This window comes from Nocardioides houyundeii (assembly GCF_002865585.1).
In the GTDB taxonomy this organism is placed as follows: domain Bacteria; phylum Actinomycetota; class Actinomycetes; order Propionibacteriales; family Nocardioidaceae; genus Nocardioides; species Nocardioides houyundeii.
Window position 1 is genome coordinate 3,095,396 of the sequence record NZ_CP025581.1, and the last position, 17,661, is coordinate 3,113,056.

At 72.1% G+C, this 17,661-nt stretch carries 19 protein-coding genes and 1 tRNA gene; 11 read left to right on the forward strand and 9 right to left on the reverse strand.

The window, feature by feature from the left end; genetic code table 11:
- Positions 1 to 5 precede the first annotated feature (5 nt).
- The gene (locus C0R66_RS14820; RefSeq protein WP_101525358.1) at positions 6 to 602 is read left to right on the forward strand and encodes a 5-formyltetrahydrofolate cyclo-ligase; all 597 of its coding nucleotides are present in this window, start codon (positions 6 to 8) and stop codon (positions 600 to 602) included.
- On the opposite strand, the gene C0R66_RS14825 is transcribed toward C0R66_RS14820, so the two are convergent.
- Positions 586 to 3,201 carry a penicillin acylase family protein gene (locus C0R66_RS14825; protein WP_101525359.1) on the reverse strand — a complete coding sequence of 872 codons (2,616 nt, stop codon included), beginning with the start codon at positions 3,199 to 3,201 and terminating at the stop codon, positions 586 to 588. The two genes, C0R66_RS14820 and C0R66_RS14825, sit on opposite strands and share 17 nt — an antisense overlap.
- Positions 3,202 to 3,244: 43 nt before the next feature.
- On the opposite strand from C0R66_RS14825, the gene C0R66_RS14830 reads away from it, so the two are divergent.
- From C0R66_RS14830 to C0R66_RS20190, 4 genes are all read left to right on the forward strand, one after another.
- Entirely contained in the window at positions 3,245 to 3,541 is a 297-nt protein-coding gene (locus tag C0R66_RS14830) for an FmdB family zinc ribbon protein (RefSeq protein ID WP_101526279.1), read from the forward strand.
- Between the two features lie 79 nt (positions 3,542 to 3,620).
- The gene (locus C0R66_RS14835) at positions 3,621 to 4,247 is read left to right on the forward strand and encodes an SAF domain-containing protein (RefSeq protein WP_101525360.1); all 627 of its coding nucleotides are present in this window, start codon (positions 3,621 to 3,623) and stop codon (positions 4,245 to 4,247) included.
- A 55-nt stretch (positions 4,248 to 4,302) separates the two neighbouring features.
- Complete coding sequence (locus tag C0R66_RS20185; RefSeq protein WP_338418196.1) at positions 4,303 to 4,503, forward strand: MscL family protein; 201 nt, start codon at positions 4,303 to 4,305, stop codon at positions 4,501 to 4,503.
- A complete protein-coding gene (locus C0R66_RS20190; RefSeq protein ID WP_338418197.1) occupies positions 4,500 to 4,661 on the forward strand; it encodes an MscL family protein in 162 nt (53 codons plus the stop codon). The genes C0R66_RS20185 and C0R66_RS20190 overlap by 4 nt, the downstream gene beginning before the upstream one ends.
- Before the next feature lie 18 nt (positions 4,662 to 4,679).
- On the opposite strand, the gene C0R66_RS14845 is transcribed toward C0R66_RS20190, so the two are convergent.
- Both C0R66_RS14845 and C0R66_RS14850 read right to left on the reverse strand, forming a co-directional pair.
- A complete protein-coding gene (locus C0R66_RS14845) occupies positions 4,680 to 4,859 on the reverse strand; it encodes a hypothetical protein (RefSeq protein WP_101525361.1) in 180 nt (59 codons plus the stop codon).
- Complete coding sequence (locus C0R66_RS14850; protein WP_241901463.1) at positions 4,856 to 6,094, reverse strand: LCP family protein; 1,239 nt, start codon at positions 6,092 to 6,094, stop codon at positions 4,856 to 4,858. Before C0R66_RS14850 ends, C0R66_RS14845 begins: the two co-directional genes overlap by 4 nt.
- Positions 6,095 to 6,236: 142 nt before the next feature.
- Here C0R66_RS14850 and C0R66_RS14855 point away from each other — a divergent pair, with 142 nt between their 5' ends.
- Entirely contained in the window at positions 6,237 to 7,427 is a 1,191-nt protein-coding gene (locus C0R66_RS14855) for a saccharopine dehydrogenase family protein (RefSeq protein ID WP_241901464.1), read from the forward strand.
- A gap of 67 nt (positions 7,428 to 7,494) precedes the next feature.
- On the opposite strand, the gene C0R66_RS14860 is transcribed toward C0R66_RS14855, so the two are convergent.
- Positions 7,495 to 7,570: transfer RNA gene (locus C0R66_RS14860), tRNA-Arg, on the reverse strand.
- A gap of 72 nt (positions 7,571 to 7,642) precedes the next feature.
- Between C0R66_RS14860 and C0R66_RS14865 the strand changes: the two genes are divergently transcribed.
- Both C0R66_RS14865 and C0R66_RS14870 read left to right on the forward strand, forming a co-directional pair.
- Positions 7,643 to 7,912, forward strand: coding sequence for a DUF2277 domain-containing protein (locus C0R66_RS14865; protein WP_101525363.1), 270 nt, complete (start codon positions 7,643 to 7,645; stop codon positions 7,910 to 7,912).
- On the forward strand, positions 7,909 to 8,754 hold the full coding sequence (locus tag C0R66_RS14870; RefSeq protein ID WP_101525364.1) for an NAD-dependent protein deacetylase: 846 nt from the start codon (positions 7,909 to 7,911) through the stop codon (positions 8,752 to 8,754). Before C0R66_RS14865 ends, C0R66_RS14870 begins: the two co-directional genes overlap by 4 nt.
- Here the strand turns inward: C0R66_RS14870 and C0R66_RS14875 are convergent.
- Together C0R66_RS14875 and C0R66_RS14880 are read right to left on the reverse strand one after the other, a co-directional pair.
- Positions 8,732 to 9,214 carry a GyrI-like domain-containing protein gene (locus C0R66_RS14875; RefSeq protein WP_101525365.1) on the reverse strand — a complete coding sequence of 161 codons (483 nt, stop codon included), beginning with the start codon at positions 9,212 to 9,214 and terminating at the stop codon, positions 8,732 to 8,734. The two genes, C0R66_RS14870 and C0R66_RS14875, sit on opposite strands and share 23 nt — an antisense overlap.
- 19 nt (positions 9,215 to 9,233) lie before the next feature.
- A complete protein-coding gene (locus C0R66_RS14880; protein ID WP_101525366.1) occupies positions 9,234 to 9,941 on the reverse strand; it encodes an iron-dependent transcriptional repressor DtxR in 708 nt (235 codons plus the stop codon).
- 47 nt (positions 9,942 to 9,988) lie between these two features.
- On the opposite strand from C0R66_RS14880, the gene C0R66_RS14885 reads away from it, so the two are divergent.
- Complete coding sequence (locus tag C0R66_RS14885; protein WP_101525367.1) at positions 9,989 to 10,756, forward strand: hypothetical protein; 768 nt, start codon at positions 9,989 to 9,991, stop codon at positions 10,754 to 10,756.
- Positions 10,753 to 12,390, forward strand: coding sequence for a glycoside hydrolase family 13 protein (locus C0R66_RS14890; RefSeq protein ID WP_101525368.1), 1,638 nt, complete (start codon positions 10,753 to 10,755; stop codon positions 12,388 to 12,390). Before C0R66_RS14885 ends, C0R66_RS14890 begins: the two co-directional genes overlap by 4 nt.
- Here C0R66_RS14890 and C0R66_RS14895 read toward each other — a convergent pair.
- Both C0R66_RS14895 and C0R66_RS14900 read right to left on the reverse strand, forming a co-directional pair.
- A complete protein-coding gene (locus C0R66_RS14895; RefSeq protein ID WP_101525369.1) occupies positions 12,366 to 12,860 on the reverse strand; it encodes a MarR family winged helix-turn-helix transcriptional regulator in 495 nt (164 codons plus the stop codon). The two genes, C0R66_RS14890 and C0R66_RS14895, sit on opposite strands and share 25 nt — an antisense overlap.
- Positions 12,857 to 14,410 carry an MDR family MFS transporter gene (locus C0R66_RS14900; RefSeq protein WP_101525370.1) on the reverse strand — a complete coding sequence of 518 codons (1,554 nt, stop codon included), beginning with the start codon at positions 14,408 to 14,410 and terminating at the stop codon, positions 12,857 to 12,859. The genes C0R66_RS14895 and C0R66_RS14900 overlap by 4 nt, the downstream gene beginning before the upstream one ends.
- 227 nt (positions 14,411 to 14,637) lie before the next feature.
- Between C0R66_RS14900 and C0R66_RS14905 the strand changes: the two genes are divergently transcribed.
- Positions 14,638 to 15,276: a response regulator gene (locus tag C0R66_RS14905; protein ID WP_101525371.1), complete on the forward strand. Its 639-nt coding sequence runs from the start codon at positions 14,638 to 14,640 to the stop codon at positions 15,274 to 15,276.
- Here C0R66_RS14905 and C0R66_RS14910 read toward each other — a convergent pair.
- Positions 15,273 to 17,633 (reverse strand): methyl-accepting chemotaxis protein, encoded by a 2,361-nt coding sequence (locus C0R66_RS14910; RefSeq protein ID WP_240311564.1) that lies wholly within the window; start codon positions 17,631 to 17,633, stop codon positions 15,273 to 15,275. The genes C0R66_RS14905 and C0R66_RS14910 overlap by 4 nt on opposite strands.
- Positions 17,634 to 17,661: the final 28 nt, after the last annotated feature.

Sequence of the window (17,661 nt, forward strand, 5' to 3'; positions counted from 1 at the left end):
TCTGCGTGAATCCCCACCAGGTGCCCACAGCCAAGCTCGCGCTGCGCGACCAGGTGCTGGCCGCCCGGCGTCGCCGGTCGCTTGCGGAGTCCGCCGAGCTCGCGGCCCGCAGCTGCGAGCACCTGCTCGCGCACCCCGCCGTACGCCGGGCCGGATGCGTCGCGGCGTACGTCTCGGTGAGCCGGGAGCCGGGCACCGGACTGCTGCTCGACGCGCTCCGTGCGGCCGGCAAACGGGTGCTGCTGCCGGTGCTGCTGGCCGACAACGACCTGGACTGGGCGGTCTACACCTCGGCCGAGGACCTGCTCCCGGCGACCCGGGGCACCATGGCGCCCCGGGGCCCGCTGCTGGGGGTCGAGGCGATCGCCGCCGCCGACGCCGTGCTGGTGCCCGGGCTGGCGGTCTCGCCGACCGGGCTGCGGCTGGGCCGGGGCGGCGGCTCCTACGACCGGGCCCTGGCCCGGGTGCCCGCCGGCACCTTCACCGCGGTGCTGCTGCACCCCGACGAGGTCGGTCTGGACGTCCCCGGCCAGGACCACGACCGGACGGTCACCGCGGTCGCCACCGGCGACGGGGTGCTGACCCTCAACGCTGGGGGCTGAGCACCAGGGTGTCCTCGGCGGCGTCCTCGACGCCCTTGCGACCGAAGACCCACGGCAGGGTGCGCCCCGCGACGTACAGCTCGGTCTGGTCCACGTAGTGCCCGCTGGCCGGATGCCCCGAGACGCCGGTGAGGTTGATCCACCGGGAGTCGTCGAAGTCGGCGAGCGAGACCACCATCCGCATCGAGGGCGCCGAGGTGACGCCGTAGCCCTGGGACGCGTCCCAGCCGGTGGCGTTGACCACGCCGGAGCCGCCGCCGACCTCGAAGCCGTCACGGTTCAGCAGCCACTCCACCGCGCCGATCCCGGAGCCCCCGAGCGTCTGGTTGCGCAGGTCCAGCCGGTGCAGGTGTCCCCAGCTCCACTCTTGGGGCCGCACGGACTGACGCTTGGTGATCTCGTCGCGCGCGGCCATCAGCGCCTCCCGCAGGACGTCGTCGCGGACCTCCCGCACGTCCTCGGTACGGCGGTCGTCCCACAGGTCGGCTGCCGGGTCGTCGAGCAGGTCCGCCACCACCTTGAACCACCGGTCGCCCCCGGTCGGCGCGATCCGGGCGCGCAGGTCGTCGGCGAAGGCCAGGCGCAGCAGGTTGGACCACACCACGTTGAAGTACGCCGCAGCGCCGCTCTCGGCGCCCTCTCGCAGGTCCCAGTCGGCCAGCTCCGCGAGCCCCTCGCGGTAGTAGCCCCGCGGCAGTCCGTCCACCTCGAGCAGGTAGGGCACCAGGGTGGCGGCGATCGGGTTGAGCTCGTCGGTCTGCATCGCGGCCATCTCGTCGACGGTGATGTCTCCCCCGTCGGCCAGCTCGGCCTCGAGCAGGTCCCGGATCCGCTCGGAGCGGTAGCCGTGGTCCCAGTCCGAGGTCAGCGCGTAGGGGTACTCCGGCCCGATGACCGCCTGGTTGGCGGTGACGATGAACCCCTCCTCAGGGTCCAGCACCGAGGGCAGGCCGTCGAAGGGGACGAACTCGCCGGTCCAGTCGTTCTCCGGCAGCCATCCCTCCGCGGGCATGGACCCGTCGTTGCCGGACTGGCGGATCGGCACCAGGCCGGGGGCCTGGTAGCCGATGTGGCCCTCCCGGTCGGCGTAGACCAGGTTCTGGGAGGGCACCGCGAAGCGGGAGGCCGCGGCGCGGAACTCGTCCCAGTCCGCGGCCCGGTTGAGCAGCAGGATCGCGTCGGCGGTGGTGCTCGGCTGCAGCGCGGTCCACGCCAGGGACACGGCGTACCCGCCGGAGTTGGCACCCACCGAGCTGATCTCGCCGGAGACGTCGGAGATCAGCGGTCCGTGGGCGGTCTCGCGCACCCGCAGCGTGAAGTCGTCGGCGTCCCGGACCACGATGGTCTCCTCGCGCACCCGCAGCGGCTCCTGGTGGCCGTCGTAGGTCCAGGTGCTGCCCTGCACCTTCTCCAGGAACAGGTCGGAGACGTCGGGGCCCAGGTTGGTGAAGCCCCAGGCGATGTCGGCGTTGTGGCCGATGACCACCCCGGGGACGCCGGAGAAGGTGAAGCCGGCGACGTCCAGGGTGCAGTCGGCGGCGACGACACGACAGTGCAGGCCCATCTGCATCCAGATGCCCGGCAGGCTCACCCCCAGGTGCGGGTCGTTGGCCAGCAGCGGCTGCCCCGTGGCGGTGTGCTCGCCCGCGACCACCCAGGAGTTGGAGCCCAGCGCGTCACCCCGCCCGATCAGCGCCGGCATCTCCTCCAGGGAGTCCCGCAGGCCGTCCAGAGCAGCGACCGCCTCGGGCGCCAGGGCCACGCGACGCGGGTTGCGGGTGGCGTTGCGGGTCGCGTCCTGCTCGAACACGCCGTCGACCACCGCGCCCCGGGTGACGATCGGCGTGGCGCGGTCGAAGTCGTAGGGCGGGAAGAGCGTGGCGACGCCCTCGGGGCTCTGGTCCAGCGAGGTCACCACCCGGTCGATCTCCTCGCCCATGTTGCCGCGCAGGTCCCAGGCCATCGCCTTGAGCCAGGCCAGCGAGTCCACCGCGGTCCACGGCTCGGGGGTGTAGTCCAGGCCGCTGGCCCGCAGCAGCGTGTACTCCACGGCGATGTCGGAGGCCGAGTGCTGGGCCAGGTAGGCGTTGACCCCGGCGGCGTAGGAGTCCAGGGCGGAGCGGGTCTCCGCGCTGATCAGCCCCAGCTCCTGCTCGGCCACCCGGCGCCAGCCCATGGTCCGGATCATCTTGTCGGTCACCAGGCCGTCGGTGCCGAAGAGCTCGGCGAGCCGGCCCGCGGTCACGTGGCGCCGCACGTCCATCTCGTAGAACCGCTCCTGGGCGTGCACGTAGCCCTGGGCCCGCATCAGGTCGGCGTCGGAGTCGGCGTACACCTGGGGGATGCCGTGCTCGTCGCGGAGCACCTCGACCTCGGCCCCCAGCCCGGGCAGCTCCACCGTCCCCGAGGTCTGGGGCAGCGGCTTGCGGTAGAGCACCAGGCCCCCGACGGCGGCCGCCAGCAGCACCAGGACGAGCCCGGTCGCGACGTACGCCGGGATGCGGGCCCAGCGCGGCCAGGCCCGGAAGGTGCGCCACCAGGAGCGGCGCGCGGCAGCCTCGTCGGGGCTGCCGTGGGCGGAGACGGTCTGGTCGGTCATCGCCCGTCATTGTGCCCTTCTCGGCTGACGTAACATGGGCGCCGTGCCGACCTACCAGTACGCCTGCACCGAGTGCGGGCACGCGTTCGAGCAGTTCCAGAGCTTCAACGACGACGCGTTGACCGTCTGCCCCCAGTGCGACGGGCGCCTGCGCAAGGTGTTCAACGCCGTCGGCGTGGTCTTCAAGGGATCCGGTTTCTACCGGACCGACAGCCGCTCCGGCTCCTCGGCCAGCGTGCCGGCTGCCTCGGACTCGTCCTCCTCGAAGCCCGCCTCCGCACCCGCGAAGGACTCCGGCTCGTCCTCGTCGCCCAGCTCGACCGCGCCTGCCGCCAGCTGACCTGTGGACGCCGCAGGCGCCCCCACCACCTGTGGATGACGGCACCGGCCGAGGCGGTTGCCGGCCCTAGCGTCGGGCCATGGTCTTCCTCGGGTCCCCTGCCGCCCGCGTCCGCGGCCTGCGCCGCCGAGTGCTGGCGCACCGCCGCCTGCTGGCCTTCGGGTGCGCCGCAGCGGCGGCTGCCGCCGCGGTCACCGCGACCGCGCCCCCGCCTGCCCCGTCCGAGCGGGTCCTCGTGGCGACGCGCGACCTGCCCTCGGGCACCGTCCTCGCGCCGGGCGACCTGACCCGAGCCGCCTGGCCCGCGGGCGCCGCCCCGGACGGCGCCGTGCGGCTCGCGGTGGGCCGCACCCTGGCCGCCCCGGTGCGCCGGGGCGAGCCCATGACCGACTTGCGGCTCACCACGCCGGGGCTGCTCCAGGGCTATCCGGGCTTGGTGGCGGTGCCGGTTCGCGTCCCCGACCCGGCCGTGGTGGCCCTGCTGCGCGTCGGGGACCGAGTCGACCTGCTGGCCGCCGACCCCGAGACGGCGACTGCCGAGGTGGTGGCCCGCTCGGCCGAGGTGCTGGCGCTGCCGAGCGAGGTCGAGTCACCCGCGCAGGGCGCCACCGGCCGCCTGGTGGTGCTGGGCCTGGCGGCGGACGAGGTGGCGCCGGTCTCGGTCGCGGCCGTCAGGGACTTCATCACGCTCACCTTCTCGGGCTAGTTTGAAGACGTCGCATCCGTCGCCCTCCGGCTCGGAGGAACCCCGAGGAGATCGCATGACCGGCTTCAAGAACTTCATCATGAAGGGCAATCTGGTCGAGCTGGCCGTCGCCTTCATCATGGCCACGGCCTTCGCGGCGGTCGTCACGGCCACGGTGGCCCTGCTCATGGACCTGGTGGGCAAGATCGGGGACCAGCCGGACTTCTCCAACTACGCCCCGGGGGCGTCTCGGTGGGTGCCTGGATCACCGCGGTGATCTCGTTCCTGATCCTGGCCGCGGTCGTCTACTTCGCGATCGTGCTGCCCTACACCAAGGTCCAGGACAGGTACTTCCCCAAGTCGGAGGAGGGCACGCCGCAGGACATCGCACTGCTCGAGGAGATCCGGGACCTGCTCAAGACCCGCGGCGTCTGACCGCCGGCAGCACCTCGCTCAGCTCCCGTGGTGGGGCGGGACCTGCGAGCGCAGCCAGTCGTCGCTGCTCCGGTCCCGCTCCGCGCCGTCGGCCGGGTCCCGCTCGTCGCTGGTCGTCTCCGGGACCACGTCGCCGAAGATCTCGGCCAGACGCCGCCGGCGTTCCCAGTCGGCCTCGCGCTTGGATCCTTCGCTCACGCGCAGAGACCGTTCTCCCGGGCCGCCTCGACCTCTTCCTCGCTCGGCCCCACAGTCGGGGTGGGGGTGGGGGTGGGGGTGGGCGAGGCTGACTCCGTGGGGGTGTCGCTGGGGGTCGGCGTCGGAGAAGGGGTCTGGCTGGGCGTCTGGGTGGGCACCGTGGTGGGGGGCTTCTCGGCGCTGATGGCGCCCTCGCTCAGACCTGCGGTCAGCGGCTTGTCGCGAAGGATCTTGCGCCACAGGCGCTTGGCGTCCTTGGTCCAGAGCACGTCGTAGGAGGGACGCTCGTACTCCCAGGGCACGGTGATGAACTGGATGTTGTCCAGGCCGATGTCCTGCACGGTCAGCGCCAGCTTGCCGAGCTCGCTCAGGTTGTCCAGCCCGGGCGAGACGGTCAGGGACTTGGTCGCGGCGTTGGTGAACCGGACGAGGCGGTCGGGCCGGGTCAGGGTGCCGGCCGAGACCACCTTGTTGATCATCGAGGCGATGAAGGTCTGCTGACGCTTGATCCGGCCCAGGTCGGACTTGTTGCCCACGGCGTAGCGCACCCGGACGTAGTCCAGCGCCTCGTCGCCGCGCAGCTCGCGGTCCTTGCCCGCCTTGATGTTGATGCCGTGCGCCGGGTCGATGATGTCCTGGGGCACGCAGACGTTGACCCCGTCCACGGCGTCGACCATGTCCTGGAAGCCGGCGAAGTTGACCACCACGAAGTCGTGGACCCAGATGCCGGTGTTCTGCTCGAACTGCTCGATCACGCAGGCCTCGCCGCCGAGGGCATAGGCCTTGTTCCACTTCTGGTCCTCGCCGCCCGGGATCTCGTCGTCGGCGCCGCAGTCGGGCCGGGTGACGATCGAGTCCCGCGGGATGGAGATGCCGTAGGCGCGCTTCCGGTCGCCGGAGAGGTGCAGCAGGATCGTGGTGTCCGAGCCACCGCCGCCGGCCTCGTTGTCGATCTTGCAGCCGTCGCAGGAACGGGTGTCGTCGCCCATCAGCAGCACGTTGATGGCCTTGCCCTTGGGCAGCTCGGGGCGGTCGTCGACGTCGTTGAACGCGCCGGAGACCGTCAGGTTCGAGTTGAGGTGGCGGTAGAGGAACACGATGGAGAGCCCGGTGACCAGGGCCAGCACCAGCATCGAGGCCACCACGACGGCGCCGATGGTGTTCTTCTTCTTCGCCGCGCCACGGCGCTTGGGGGCACCGTCGTCGTCGGGCACGCCCGGCGTCTCGTCAGACACGCACACCTCGTCGCTGCTCAGGACAGGCCCCGTCTTGCTGGACGGGGCTACACGTCGAACCTACGTGACGGCGCAAGTGTCCAGTGCACCGCGTCCCATCGCAAACCGACCCGCGGCGGGCCGACCTGCCACGATGGGCGCCATGTCCTCTCCTCAGCGCGGCACGGACCGCCGTCTCGACCTCGTCCTCCTCGGCGCGACCGGCTTCACCGGCGGCCTCACCGCGGACTACCTGGCCGCCCACGCGCCCTCGGGGTTGCGATGGGCCCTGGCCGGGCGCAACGCCGAGCGGCTGGAGGAGGTCAGGGCGCGGCTGACCGCGTCCGACCCGGCGCTCGGAGAGCTCGAGCTGATCGTGGTCGACACCACCGACGCCCCGGCGCTGGCCGAGATGGCCGCCGCGACCCGGCTGGTGATCACCACCGTCGGCCCCTACCTGCAGCACGGCGAGCCGGTGGTCGCCGCCTGCGCCGCGGCCGGCACCGACTACGTCGACCTCACCGGCGAGCCCGAGTTCGTGGACCGGATGTACCTGGAGCACCACGCGCGGGCGGTCGCCTCGGGAGCGCGCCTGGTGCACGCCTGCGGCTTCGACTCGGTGCCGCACGACCTGGGCGCGCTGTTCACGGTCGCTCAGCTGCCGTCCGACGTACCGCTGACGGTGCGCGGCGTGGTCCGCTCCTCGGCGCAGTTCTCCGGCGGCACGTTCCACTCCGCGCTCAACGCGATGTCCCGGATGCGGGAGTCCTCGGCCGTGCTCAAGGAGCGGCGCCGGCTCGAGCCCCGCCCCGCGGGGCGCTCGTCTCGCGCGGTCACCGCGAAGCCGCACCGGGACCCCGACCTCGGCTACTGGCTGCTGCCGCTGCCGACCCTGGACCCGTTCGTGGTGGCGCGCAGCGGGGCGGCGCTGCCGGCGTACGGGCCGGACTTCCGCTACTCCCACTACGCCGGCACCAAGACCCTGCGGTACGCCGTCGGGGGCGCGGCGGCGGTCGGCGCGATGGCGCTCTCGGCCCAGGTCGGTCCGCTGCGGCGCCGGCTGCTCGGCCGGATCACCCAGGGCGATGGGCCCGAGGAGTCGCGCCGCGCCCGCTCCTGGTTCACCGTCGACTTCATCGGCGAGGGCGGCGGCTCCAAGGTCCACACCCGGGTCAGCGGTGGCGACCCCGGCTACGACGAGACGGCCAAGATGCTCTCGGAGTCGGCCCTCTCGCTGCTGTTCGACGACAACCCGGCCACCGCCGGCCAGGTGACCACCGCCCAGGCGATGGGCGAGCACCTGACCCGGCGGCTGCAGGCGGCCGGGATGCGGTTCGAGGTCGTGGCCGACTGAGAGGCCAGCCGGCCAGCATCTCCCAGTCACCGTTGCGCGCCACCCGTTCGGGCGGATGACTTCGTGCTGGTGCCCCAGGCAAGAGTCGAACTTGCGACCTTTCGCTTAGGAGGCGGCTGCTCTATCCACTGAGCTACTGGGGCGTTGGGCGACATCTTGTCAGCACTGGGCACACCAGTCGAAAACGACCCCGTCCGTGGTTAGTCTCTTACGGTATGTGCCGCAACATCCGACCGCTGAACAACTTCGCCCCGCCGGCTACCGATGACGAGGTGGCTGCCGCCGCACTGCAGTACGTGCGCAAGGTCAGCGGCACGACCAAGCCGTCACTGGCCAACCAGGAGACCTTCGACCGCGCCGTGGCCGAGATCGCGCACCTGACCAGACACCTCCTCGACGACCTGGTCACCACCGCGCCCCCCAAGAACCGGGACGTCGAGGCCGCCAAGGCACGCGCCCGGGCGGAGCTGCGGTACGCCAGATGACCTCAGCCAGCTCCGGGCCGGCCCTGGACCTGCTCCGCGGCCGGCGGCTCGTGGTGCTCACCGGCGCCGGCCTCTCCACCGACTCCGGGATCCCCGACTACCGCGGACCGGGCTCGGTCCCCCGGGCGCCGATGACCTACCAGGAGTTCGTCAGCGGGCCGGCGGCTCGGCAGCGCTACTGGGCGCGCACCCACCTGGGCTGGGGCCGGATGAGGAGTGCTGAGCCCAACGCCGGGCACCACGCCATCGCCGCCCTAGACCCGGAGCTCCTCATCACCCAGAACGTGGACGGGCTGCACGAGGCTGCCGGGACCTCGTCCATGGTCGCGCTGCACGGCCGGATCGCCGACGTCGTCTGCCTCTCCTGCCGCCGTACGACGGGCCGGGCGCAGCTGCACGACCGCCTGACCGCGGCAAACCCCGGCTGGGCCGAGGCCCACGCGGCGCTGGCGCTGCGCCCCGACGGGGACGTCGACCTGGAGGACACCGACGGCTTCCTGGTGCCCGACTGCGACGCCTGCGGGGGCGTGCTGAAGCCCGACGTGGTCTTCTTCGGCGAGAACGTGCCGGCACCGCGGGTGCAGCGCTGCTACGACGCGGTGGACGCCCTGGGCCGGGACGGGGCGCTGCTGGTCGCCGGCTCGTCGCTGACGGTGATGAGCGGGCTCCGCTTCGTCCGCCGCGCCGCCAAGGCCGGCACCCCGGTGGTGATCCTCAACCGGGGAGCCACCCGCGGGGATGACCTGGCCACCTGCACCGTGGACCAGGGCTGCAGCGAGTTCCTCACCGCACTCGCCCAGGCAGCCGAGGGGTCCGGCCTCAGTCGCGCACCGGCCAGGTGATCCGGGTCCGCATCGCGGTCGGGTCGCCGTCCGGAGTGGGCTCGGTCAGGTAGGTCTCCCACATCGGCCACCCCAGCTCCAGCCCCTGGCCCGCCGCCCAGGCCGCCAGCCGCTCATAGCTCTGCCCCAAGGTGTCGTAGGACCCGACGTGCACCGTCTGCACGGCCCGGCCGGTCGGCAGCTCGTCGCAGGTCACCTCGCCCGAGCCCGCCACCTGCCCGGCGACCGGGAACCCCGCCCCGACGTCGACGCTCTCGCCCGGTGGGGCGTAGTAGACGCCGACCGGCGGACCGGCGGGCACGATGCCCTGGTCCCCCAGCGCCTGCAGCACCGCACCGAAGGCGCGGTCGAAGAGGCTGGCGATCCCGGTGATCGGCAGCTGCTCACGGACCATCGCCACCCGGATCGGCTCCAGGGAGACCACCCGCGGCTCGTCCTGCTCCTCGGCGGCGTGCGACATGGCGGCTCCTGGGTGTGGGTCAGACGGCTGCTACGGCGGCCTCGGCGGGGCGGACGAAGATGTGGTCGGCGGCCTCGAAGTCGATCTCCGCGGACTCGCCGCCGGAGCCGACCAGGACACCCTCGGTGGTCCCGAGGATCACCACCGTGCGGTCCGGCAGCGCACCCGCGCGCCGCAGGGCGCTCATCAGGCCCTCGTCCTTCTGCATCTCCTCGGAGATGCGACGCACGTGCACCCGGACCTCCTCGGTGCCGGCCGCCGCAGACAGCGAGACGACGCCGTCCATGAAGTCCTCGGCCGGGGGGGACTCCCCCAGCTCGTCCAGACCCGGGATCGGGTTGCCGTACGGCGACTGCGTGGGGTGGTCGAGCAGCTCGACGAGCCGGCGCTCGACCGTCTCCGACATCACGTGCTCCCAACGGCAGGCCTCGGCGTGGACGAGCTCCCAGTCCAGCCCGATCACGTCGGTGAGGAGCCGCTCGGCCAGGCGGTGCTTGCGCATCACCCGGGTCGCCAGCCGCAGGCCCTCGGAGGTGAGCTCCAGGTGCCGGTCGCCCTGGACGGTCACCAGGCCGTCCCGCTCCATCCGGGCCACGGTCTGGGACACCGTCGGCCCGCTCTGGTGCAGACGCTCCGCGATCCGGGCGCGCAGGGGCACGATCCCCTCCTCCACGAGCTCGAAGATCGTGCGGAGGTACATCTCGGTGGTGTCGATCAGATCGCTCACACCCCCCATTCTGTCCCATGCCCTGAAGAAGTGGCAGGGTGGAGGGGGTGAGCAAGCTGACGATCCCCGCCCGGTACTGCGGCCCGCCCTCCTCCGGCAACGGCGGCTGGTCCGCCGGCGAGCTCGCCGGCCACGTGGTGCACGACCGGCTCGACGGCCCTGCGGACGCCTGGCCGGGCATCGCGGTCTCGCTCCGCACGCCGCCGCCGCTGGAGACGGGGATGAGCGTGACCGAGCACGACGGGACCACCGTCCTGGCCGACGGGGGCACGGTCGTGGCAGAGGCCAGGCTGGCCGCCGACACGCTGCTCCCGGTGGAGCCGGTGGACCCCGACACCGCGCGGGCCGCCGAGGCGTCGTACGCCGGCCTGGTCTCGCACCCCTTCCCCACCTGCTTCTCCTGCGGGACCGCCCGCGAGGCCGGCGACGGGCTCCGCATCTTCCCGGGCCGGGTCGGCGAGGACCTTCCCGCCCGCGTGGCGGCGACGTGGACCCCGGGCAGGGACCTGGCCGAGGACTCCCGCGCCCTCGTCGAGGGTGAGGCCCGGACCAGCCTGGCCGTGACCTGGGCCGCGCTGGACTGCGTCGGCGGCTGGGCCGGGGACCTGACCGAGAGGCTGATGGTGCTGGCCCACATCGCCGCCCGGGTCGACACCCTGCCGGTGATCGGTGAGCAGCACGTGCTCGTGGGACAGCACCGCGGCTCGCAGGGTCGCAAGACCCGCACCGCGTCCACGATGTACGACGGGGACGGGCGCATCGTCGCCACCGCCGAGCACCTGTGGATCGCCGCGGACCCGGCGGCGTTCGCGTGAGCGGCCCGGCCGACTGGTGGCGGGACGCGGTCGTCTACCAGGTCTACGTCCGCAGCTTCGCCGACAGCGACGGTGACGGCGTCGGCGACCTGCCCGGCATCACCGCCCGGCTGCCGCACCTGCGCGACCTGGGGGTGGACGCGGTGTGGATCACCCCGTTCTACACCTCTCCCCAGCACGACCACGGCTACGACGTGTCGGACTACTGCGACGTGGACCCGCTCTTCGGCACCCTCGCGGACGCCGACACCCTGCTGGCCCGGGCCCACGAGCTCGGCCTGCGGGTGATCGTGGACCTGGTGCCCAACCACACCTCCTCGCAGCACCCGTGGTTCGTCGAGGCGCTCGCCGCCGAGCCCGGGTCTCCGGCGCGCGCCCGCTACCTCTTCCGCACCGGGCGGGGACCCGGCGGCAGCCAGCCCCCCAACAACTGGCTCTCGGTCTTCGGCGGGCCGGCCTGGAGCCGGGTCGGCGAGACCGACCAGTGGTACCTGCACCTGTTCGACTCCACCCAGCCGGACCTGGACTGGCGCAACCCCGAGGTCGGGGACATGTTCGCCGGGGTGCTCCGGTTCTGGCTCGCGCGCGGGGTCGACGGCTTCCGGGTCGACGTCGCGCACGGCCTCTTCAAGGAGGAGTCCCTGCGCGACCAGGAGCGGGCCGAGGTGGCGGGCGGCCAGGAGGGGGCGAACGAGGGCGCCCGCGAGATGGTGGAGCGCACCGTGGCGGACGAGCCCATGTGGGACCAGCCGGAGGTGCACGAGGTGTACCGCCGCTGGCACGACATCCTCGACGAGGCCGGACCGGACCGGATGGCGGTCGCGGAGGCCTGGACCCAGACGCCGGAGTCGATGGCGCGCTTCGTCCGGCCTGACGAGCTCGACCAGGCGTTCAACTTCTCCTGGCTGCTGGCCGACTGGTCCGCCGCCGCCTTCGCCGACGTGGTCACCGGCACCTTGGCCGCGGTCGACTCGGTGGGCGCGGCGCCCACGTGGGTGCTGAGCAACCACGACGTGGTGCGCCACCCCACCCGGTACGGCGGTGGCCCGCGAGGTCTGGCCCGGGCTCGCGCCGCGACGTTGACCATGCTCGCCCTGCCCGGCTCCTCCTACCTCTACCAGGGCGAGGAGCTCGGGCTGGAGCAGGTGGAGGTGAGCTCGGAGCACCGGCAGGACCCGTCCTGGTTCCGGACCGGCGAGCCCGGGCGCGACGGCTGCCGGGTGCCGATGCCGTGGGGCGGCCAGACGCCGCCGTTCGACTTCGGACCGGCGGGCAGCAGCCCCTGGATCCCGCAGCCCGAGGGGTGGGCCGGCCTGACCGTCGAGGCCCAGGCCGGCGACCCCGGATCGACCCTGGAGTTCTACCGCGCGGCCCTGGCGGCCCGCCGCGAGCACGCCCGCGGGTTGGGGGCCGAGGTGGAGGTGCGGCTCGACGCCGGTGACGTGCTGGAGCTGCGCCGGGGCCCGCTGACCGTGGTGCTCAACTGCGGGGACACCCCGACGGCCCTCCCCCAGGGGGAGGTGCTGCTCTCCTCGGCCGGGCTCCGCTCCGAGGGCGGTGCGACGTACCTGCCCGCCGACGCCGCAGCGTGGCTGCGCTCCGCGGCGGTTCAGCCCTCCAGCGCGGAGTTGTAGCGGCCCAGGGACTCCACGAACTCGCTGAGGGCCCGGTCGTCCCACTCGTCCAGCCGCGACTTGAGCCGCGCTCGGCGCTCGTCGACGACCTCCGCCATCGCCTTGCGCGCGAGCGCGGTGGCGTCGATGATGCTGGCTCGGCCGTCGGCAGGGTCCGGGGAGCGGCTCACCAGTCCCAGGTCGACCAGCTGCTGCACCTGCCGACTCACCGCCCCCTTGTCGAGGTCGAAGACCTCAGCGACCTCGGAGGGCCGCAGCGGGCCCCGCTCCAGCAGCAGCGCCAGCATCAGGTACGCCGCCGGGTGCAGGTCGGGGTGCACCAGCCGGGCCCGGTGGCCGATCACTCGCCGGGCCCGCCGGATGAGCACCGCGACCTCGCGCTCCAGGGCACCCAGGGTGTCGTCCCGGATGGCAGAGTCCCCGACCGGGACAGTGACCCGGCCGGGGACCCGGCCCACCTCAGAGCTCATCGGTCCTGGAACTCCTTGGTGATGGTGAGCTCGGCCTTGACCTCCGGGGCGAGCTCGTCGTCACGCATGACCGTCTCACGCAGCGGCACCTCCTTGATGAAGAGCACGCAGGCCAGGGCCACCACCGCGAACGGCACCGCGACCAGGAACAGGTGAGCGGAGGCATCACCGTAGGCGCTCTCGAACACCGCGCGGACCGGGCCGGGCAGGGTGTCCAGGTCCGGAACGGAGTGGCTGGTCGCCTCGCCGCCCGCGACCCCGAGGTCCCGCAGGCCGGTGGAGACGTTGGCGGCCACCTGGTGGGCCAGCACCGCGCCCAGCGCGGAGACACCGGCGGAGCCACCGATGGAGCGGAAGAAGGCCACCAGGGAGGAGGCGGCACCCATGTCGGCGTGCGCGGTGTTGTTCTGCACCGCCAGCACGAGGTTCTGCATGGTGGCACCCAGGCCGACGCCCAGCACGCACATGAACAGGCCGACCACGGCGAGGTTGGTGGTCTCGTCGATCGTGGAGAGCAGCGCCAGTCCGGCGACGACGAACACCATGCCGCTGACCAGGAACTTCTTCCACCGGCCGGTGTCGCTGATGATCCGCCCCGAGACGATGCTGGAGACCAGGAGACCGCCGACCATGGCGATGGACATCAGACCGGCGTGGGTCGGGGACATGCCCCGGGCGAGCTGGAAGTACTGGCTGAGGTAGACCGTGGAGCCGAACATGGCCACACCGATCAGCACCGAGGCGGCCGTGGCCAGCGAGGTGGTGCGGTCGCGGAAGAGGCGCATCGGGATGATGGGCTCGCGGGCGACGGCGATCTCGACCCAGATGGCGACCGCGATGACCGCGAGGCCACCCACGATCAGGCCGTAGCTGGTCGCGGACGTCCAGGCGAACTGGTTCCCCGCCAGCGACACCCACACCAGCAGCAGCGAGACGCCGGCCATGATCAGGGTGGCACCGAGGTAGTCGATGTGGGTCTCGCGCCTGATGACGGGCAGGCGCAGCGTCTTCTGCAGCACGACGAAGGCCAGGACCGCGATCGGCAGACCGACGAAGAAGCACCAGCGCCAGCCCAGGGTGTCCACCAGCACGCCGCCGATGAGGGGGCCGCTGACGGTGGAGACGGCGAAGACGGAGCCGATGTAGCCGGCGTACCGACCTCGCTCACGCGGGCTCACCATTCCGGCGATGACGACCTGCACCAGCGCGGTCAGGCCGCCGACGCCGAGGCCCTGGAAGGCGCGGGCGCCGATCAGCACCTCCATCGAAGGAGCGAAGCCGGCGACCAGGGAGCCCGCGGAGAAGATCACCAGGGCCGTCTGGACGAGCACCTTCTGGCTGAACAGGTCGGCGAGCTTGCCCCAGATGGGGGTGGTGGCGGTCATCGTCAGCAAGGTGGCGACGACGACCCAGGTGTACCCGGTCTGACTGCCCTCGAGGTCGGCGACGATGCTCGGCAGAGCATTGGAGACCACGGTGCTGGACAGCATGGCGACGAACATCGCCAGCAGGAGACCGCTGAGGGCCTCGAGCACCTGGCGGTGCGTCATCGCGGGGGGTTGAACAACGGCCGCGGAGGCTGTTGGGGACTCGGTCACGTGCACTCGCTTCGGTACGTGGATGGACAGGAACAGTGGGTAGAAGGTTGCCGAGAGCAACTATATTCCCCGGCCGTGACGAACTTGCCCGGAACACGTTGTTCACATTGCGTCGAATCTCTGACCAACAACTCCGAGTGCCGGACCTGCGGCGCGATCTCCGGTAGGAATGGCCCTCCATGCTCCCCATCACCGTCTACCTCCTCGACGACCACGACATCATCAGGAGCGGCCTCCGTGCGCTCCTCGAGCGCGAGGACGACCTGTCCGTCGTCGGCGAGGCCGGCACCGTGGCCGAGGGGCTCCCGGAGATCCTCCGACTCAGGCCCGACGTCGCCGTGCTCGACACCGGCCTGCCGGACGGGTCGGGGGTCGACGTGGCCCGAGCCCTGTCCACCCAGGCTCCCGACGTGCGCGCCCTGATGCTCGGCGACCGGCACGACGACGCCATGGTCGAGGAGGCGTTCTCCGCCGGCGTCGGGGGCTTCGTGCTCAAGAAGATCCGGGGTCGGACCCTGGTCGAGGGAATCCGGTCGGTCGCGGCCGGCAACTCCCTGGTGGACCCCGACATCGCCAACAAGATGATGGACCGGCTGCGCCGGGCCTCGCAGACCCCGCTGGACGGGATGGACAGCCTCAGCGTCCAGGAGCAGCGGGTCCTCGCCCTGATCGGCGAGGGTCTGACGAACCGTCAGATCGGCGAGCAGGTGTACCTGTCGGAGAAGACGGTCAAGAACATCGTGACCTCGATCCTCGCCAAGCTCGGCGTGCAGCGGCGCACCCAGGCCGCAGTGCTCGCCTCCCGCCTGCGCCCCTAGAACTTGAAGCGGGTCACCCGCGCCTTGAGCTGGCTCGCCATCTCGGCGAGGTCGGTGGCGGACTGCAGCGTGTTGCTGGCACCGTGCCTGGTCTCCTCGGCCGCGGTCGCGACCTGCGTCACGTCGGCGGCGATCCCGGTGGCACCGGCCGCGGCGTCGGTCACGCTGCGGGCGATCTCGTTGGTGGTGGCGGTCTGCTGCTCCACCGCCGAGGCGATCGTGGTCTGGATGTCGTTGATCCGGCCGATCACGTCGGTGATCTCCCGGATCGCGGTCACCGCACCCTGGGTGTCGGACTGGATCGCGTCGATCTTCTGACCGATGTCCTCGGTGGCCCGCGCCGTCTCCTTGGCCAGCTCCTTGACCTCGTTGGCCACCACCGCGAACCCCTTGCCCGCATCCCCGGCCCGAGCCGCCTCGATGGTGGCGTTGAGCGCCAGCAGGTTGGTCTGCTGCGCGATCGAGGTGATCACCTTGATCACCTTGCCGATCTCCGCGCTCGACTCCCCCAGGCTGGCCACCGTGCCCTGCGCCGAGCTCGCCACCGCCACGGCACTGGTCGCCACGGTGGCAGCCTCCGTCGCGTTCTTGGCGATCTCCCGGATGCTCGCGGTCATCTCCTCCACCGCCGTGGCCACCGTCTGGATGCTCGAGGAGACCTGGGTGGAGGACCCCGACGCGCTCGCCGCACGCTCGGAAGTCAGCGTCGCGCCCTCGCCCATCCCCTGGGACAGGATGCTCAGCTGGTCCGCCGCCACCGCCAGGGAGTCCGCGGTGCCGCCGATGTCGGTCATCGAGCCCCGCAACGTGCCGAGCACGTCGGCCAGGCCGGAGGCGAGCTGACCGATGGCGTCCTCACCGGAGACCGTGATGTCGCGGGTCAGGTCGCCCTCGCCGATCGCCCGTACGACGTCGAGCACCAGCTCCACCTTGGCGGCCAGGTCAGCGGCGGCGGCCCGGTCGCTCTCGTCCCTCTCGATCCGGGCCACCGCCTGGGAGACCATGTCGGCGATGTTGCGCAGGGTCTCCAGCCGCTGGGTGCTCAGCTCCATGGGCTGCTCGGCGAAGAAGTCCAGCGTGGCGATCACCTCGCCGCCCACCTTGACCGGGAAGCCCACCACCGACGGCACCGACACGTCCCCGAGAGACTGGCGAACCGGCGCGGGGATGTCGGCGGCCAAGGCCTGGTGCACGTCCCCTTGGGCCCAGATCTGCCCGGGCACCCCGTTCCCCCGGGCGAAGGAGAGCCCGGAGACCACCTGGACCACCCCTTCACGCAGCGGCCCTGCGCTGGCCGCGAAGCGCAGCCGCGAGACCTCGGGGTCCACCCGCCAGGCCGTCGCGGCGGCCCAGCCGAACTCCTCCCGCACCGCGTGCAGGGTCGACTCGATCGCCTGGCCGACCGACGTGGCCGCGCCCAGTGCCGCCAGCACGTGGTTCATGGCCGCCGAGTCCGCCATCGCCCGGGCGCGCTCCTCCTCCACCCGCAGCTTCTCGGTGATGAGCTCGAAGGTGACCATCATCCCGATGTAGTCGCCGTCGGTGCCGTGGATGGCGGAGAACAGGATGTCCAGGGTCTCGGGACCGATCTGGCGCTGTGCCCGGACGGGCAGGTTCTCCGGCACCAGCTGGTCGACCTGGACCCGTCCGTGCTCGGTGTCGGTCTCCTCGAGGCCCTCGGCCATGACGTCGACGCTGAGCCCTTCGAACTGCTCGGCGGTGATGGGCATGTAGGGCTCGATGCGGCGCAGCGTCTCGAACGCCGCTGGGTTCATGTAGTTGATGACCCGCTTGCGGTCCGCGAACATCATCGCGTTGGGCGAGCTCTCCATCATCGAGTTCACCCGGTGCAGCCGGCGCTCGGCGCGCACCCGGTCGCTGACGTAGACCCAGGCCACCATCACCCCGACGAACTCGCCTTCGCGGTAGACGGCGCTGATGGTCATGTCCGCCCACTGGTCGCCGACCATGAGCTGGCCCACGAAGGGCAGCTCCTCGGCGTGGTTCTCCCAGTAGTAGTCCACCCGCTCGACGTCACCGAGGAAGGCGAACAGCGGCTTCACGTCGGAGCCGATCAGGTCGTCGACCTTGTAGGGCAGGAAGTCCTCCACCAGGCGCAGCTCCTCGACGCACACCGCGTTGGCATAGCGGATCCGGCGGTTGACGTCGGTGAGGAACACCCGTGCCGGCATCGCGTCCAGCACCTCGCGCTGCTCGGCGGTGGTGCCCTCGAACTCCGCCTGCGCAGGTGCGGGCGCCACGAGGGAGACCTGCTGGGAGACCAGGCTGTCGGGGCCGCCCGCGCCCTCCCTCGCGTCCCGGCCGTTGAGTGCCGGGGGGGTGCTGAGATCGGTCATGATTTCCTCCGCAGGGGTGGGTGGGACC

What these genes read in the sequence shown, in the direction of transcription:
- C0R66_RS14825 (WP_101525359.1), bottom strand. Translation starts at nt 3,201, where the DNA reads ATGACCGACCAGACCGTCTCCGCCCACGGCAGCCCCGACGAGGCTGCC.
- C0R66_RS14835 (WP_101525360.1), top strand. Translation starts at nt 3,621, where the DNA reads ATGGTCTTCCTCGGGTCCCCTGCCGCCCGCGTCCGCGGCCTGCGCCGC.
- C0R66_RS20185 (WP_338418196.1), top strand. Translation starts at nt 4,303, where the DNA reads ATGACCGGCTTCAAGAACTTCATCATGAAGGGCAATCTGGTCGAGCTG.
- C0R66_RS14855 (WP_241901464.1), top strand. Translation starts at nt 6,237, where the DNA reads ATGTCCTCTCCTCAGCGCGGCACGGACCGCCGTCTCGACCTCGTCCTC.
- C0R66_RS14865 (WP_101525363.1), top strand. Translation starts at nt 7,643, where the DNA reads ATGTGCCGCAACATCCGACCGCTGAACAACTTCGCCCCGCCGGCTACC.
- C0R66_RS14870 (WP_101525364.1), top strand. Translation starts at nt 7,909, where the DNA reads ATGACCTCAGCCAGCTCCGGGCCGGCCCTGGACCTGCTCCGCGGCCGG.
- C0R66_RS14875 (WP_101525365.1), bottom strand. Translation starts at nt 9,214, where the DNA reads ATGTCGCACGCCGCCGAGGAGCAGGACGAGCCGCGGGTGGTCTCCCTG.
- C0R66_RS14895 (WP_101525369.1), bottom strand. Translation starts at nt 12,860, where the DNA reads ATGAGCTCTGAGGTGGGCCGGGTCCCCGGCCGGGTCACTGTCCCGGTC.
- C0R66_RS14900 (WP_101525370.1), bottom strand. Translation starts at nt 14,410, where the DNA reads ATGACGCACCGCCAGGTGCTCGAGGCCCTCAGCGGTCTCCTGCTGGCG.
- C0R66_RS14905 (WP_101525371.1), top strand. Translation starts at nt 14,638, where the DNA reads ATGCTCCCCATCACCGTCTACCTCCTCGACGACCACGACATCATCAGG.
- C0R66_RS14910 (WP_240311564.1), bottom strand. Translation starts at nt 17,633, where the DNA reads ATGACCGATCTCAGCACCCCCCCGGCACTCAACGGCCGGGACGCGAGG.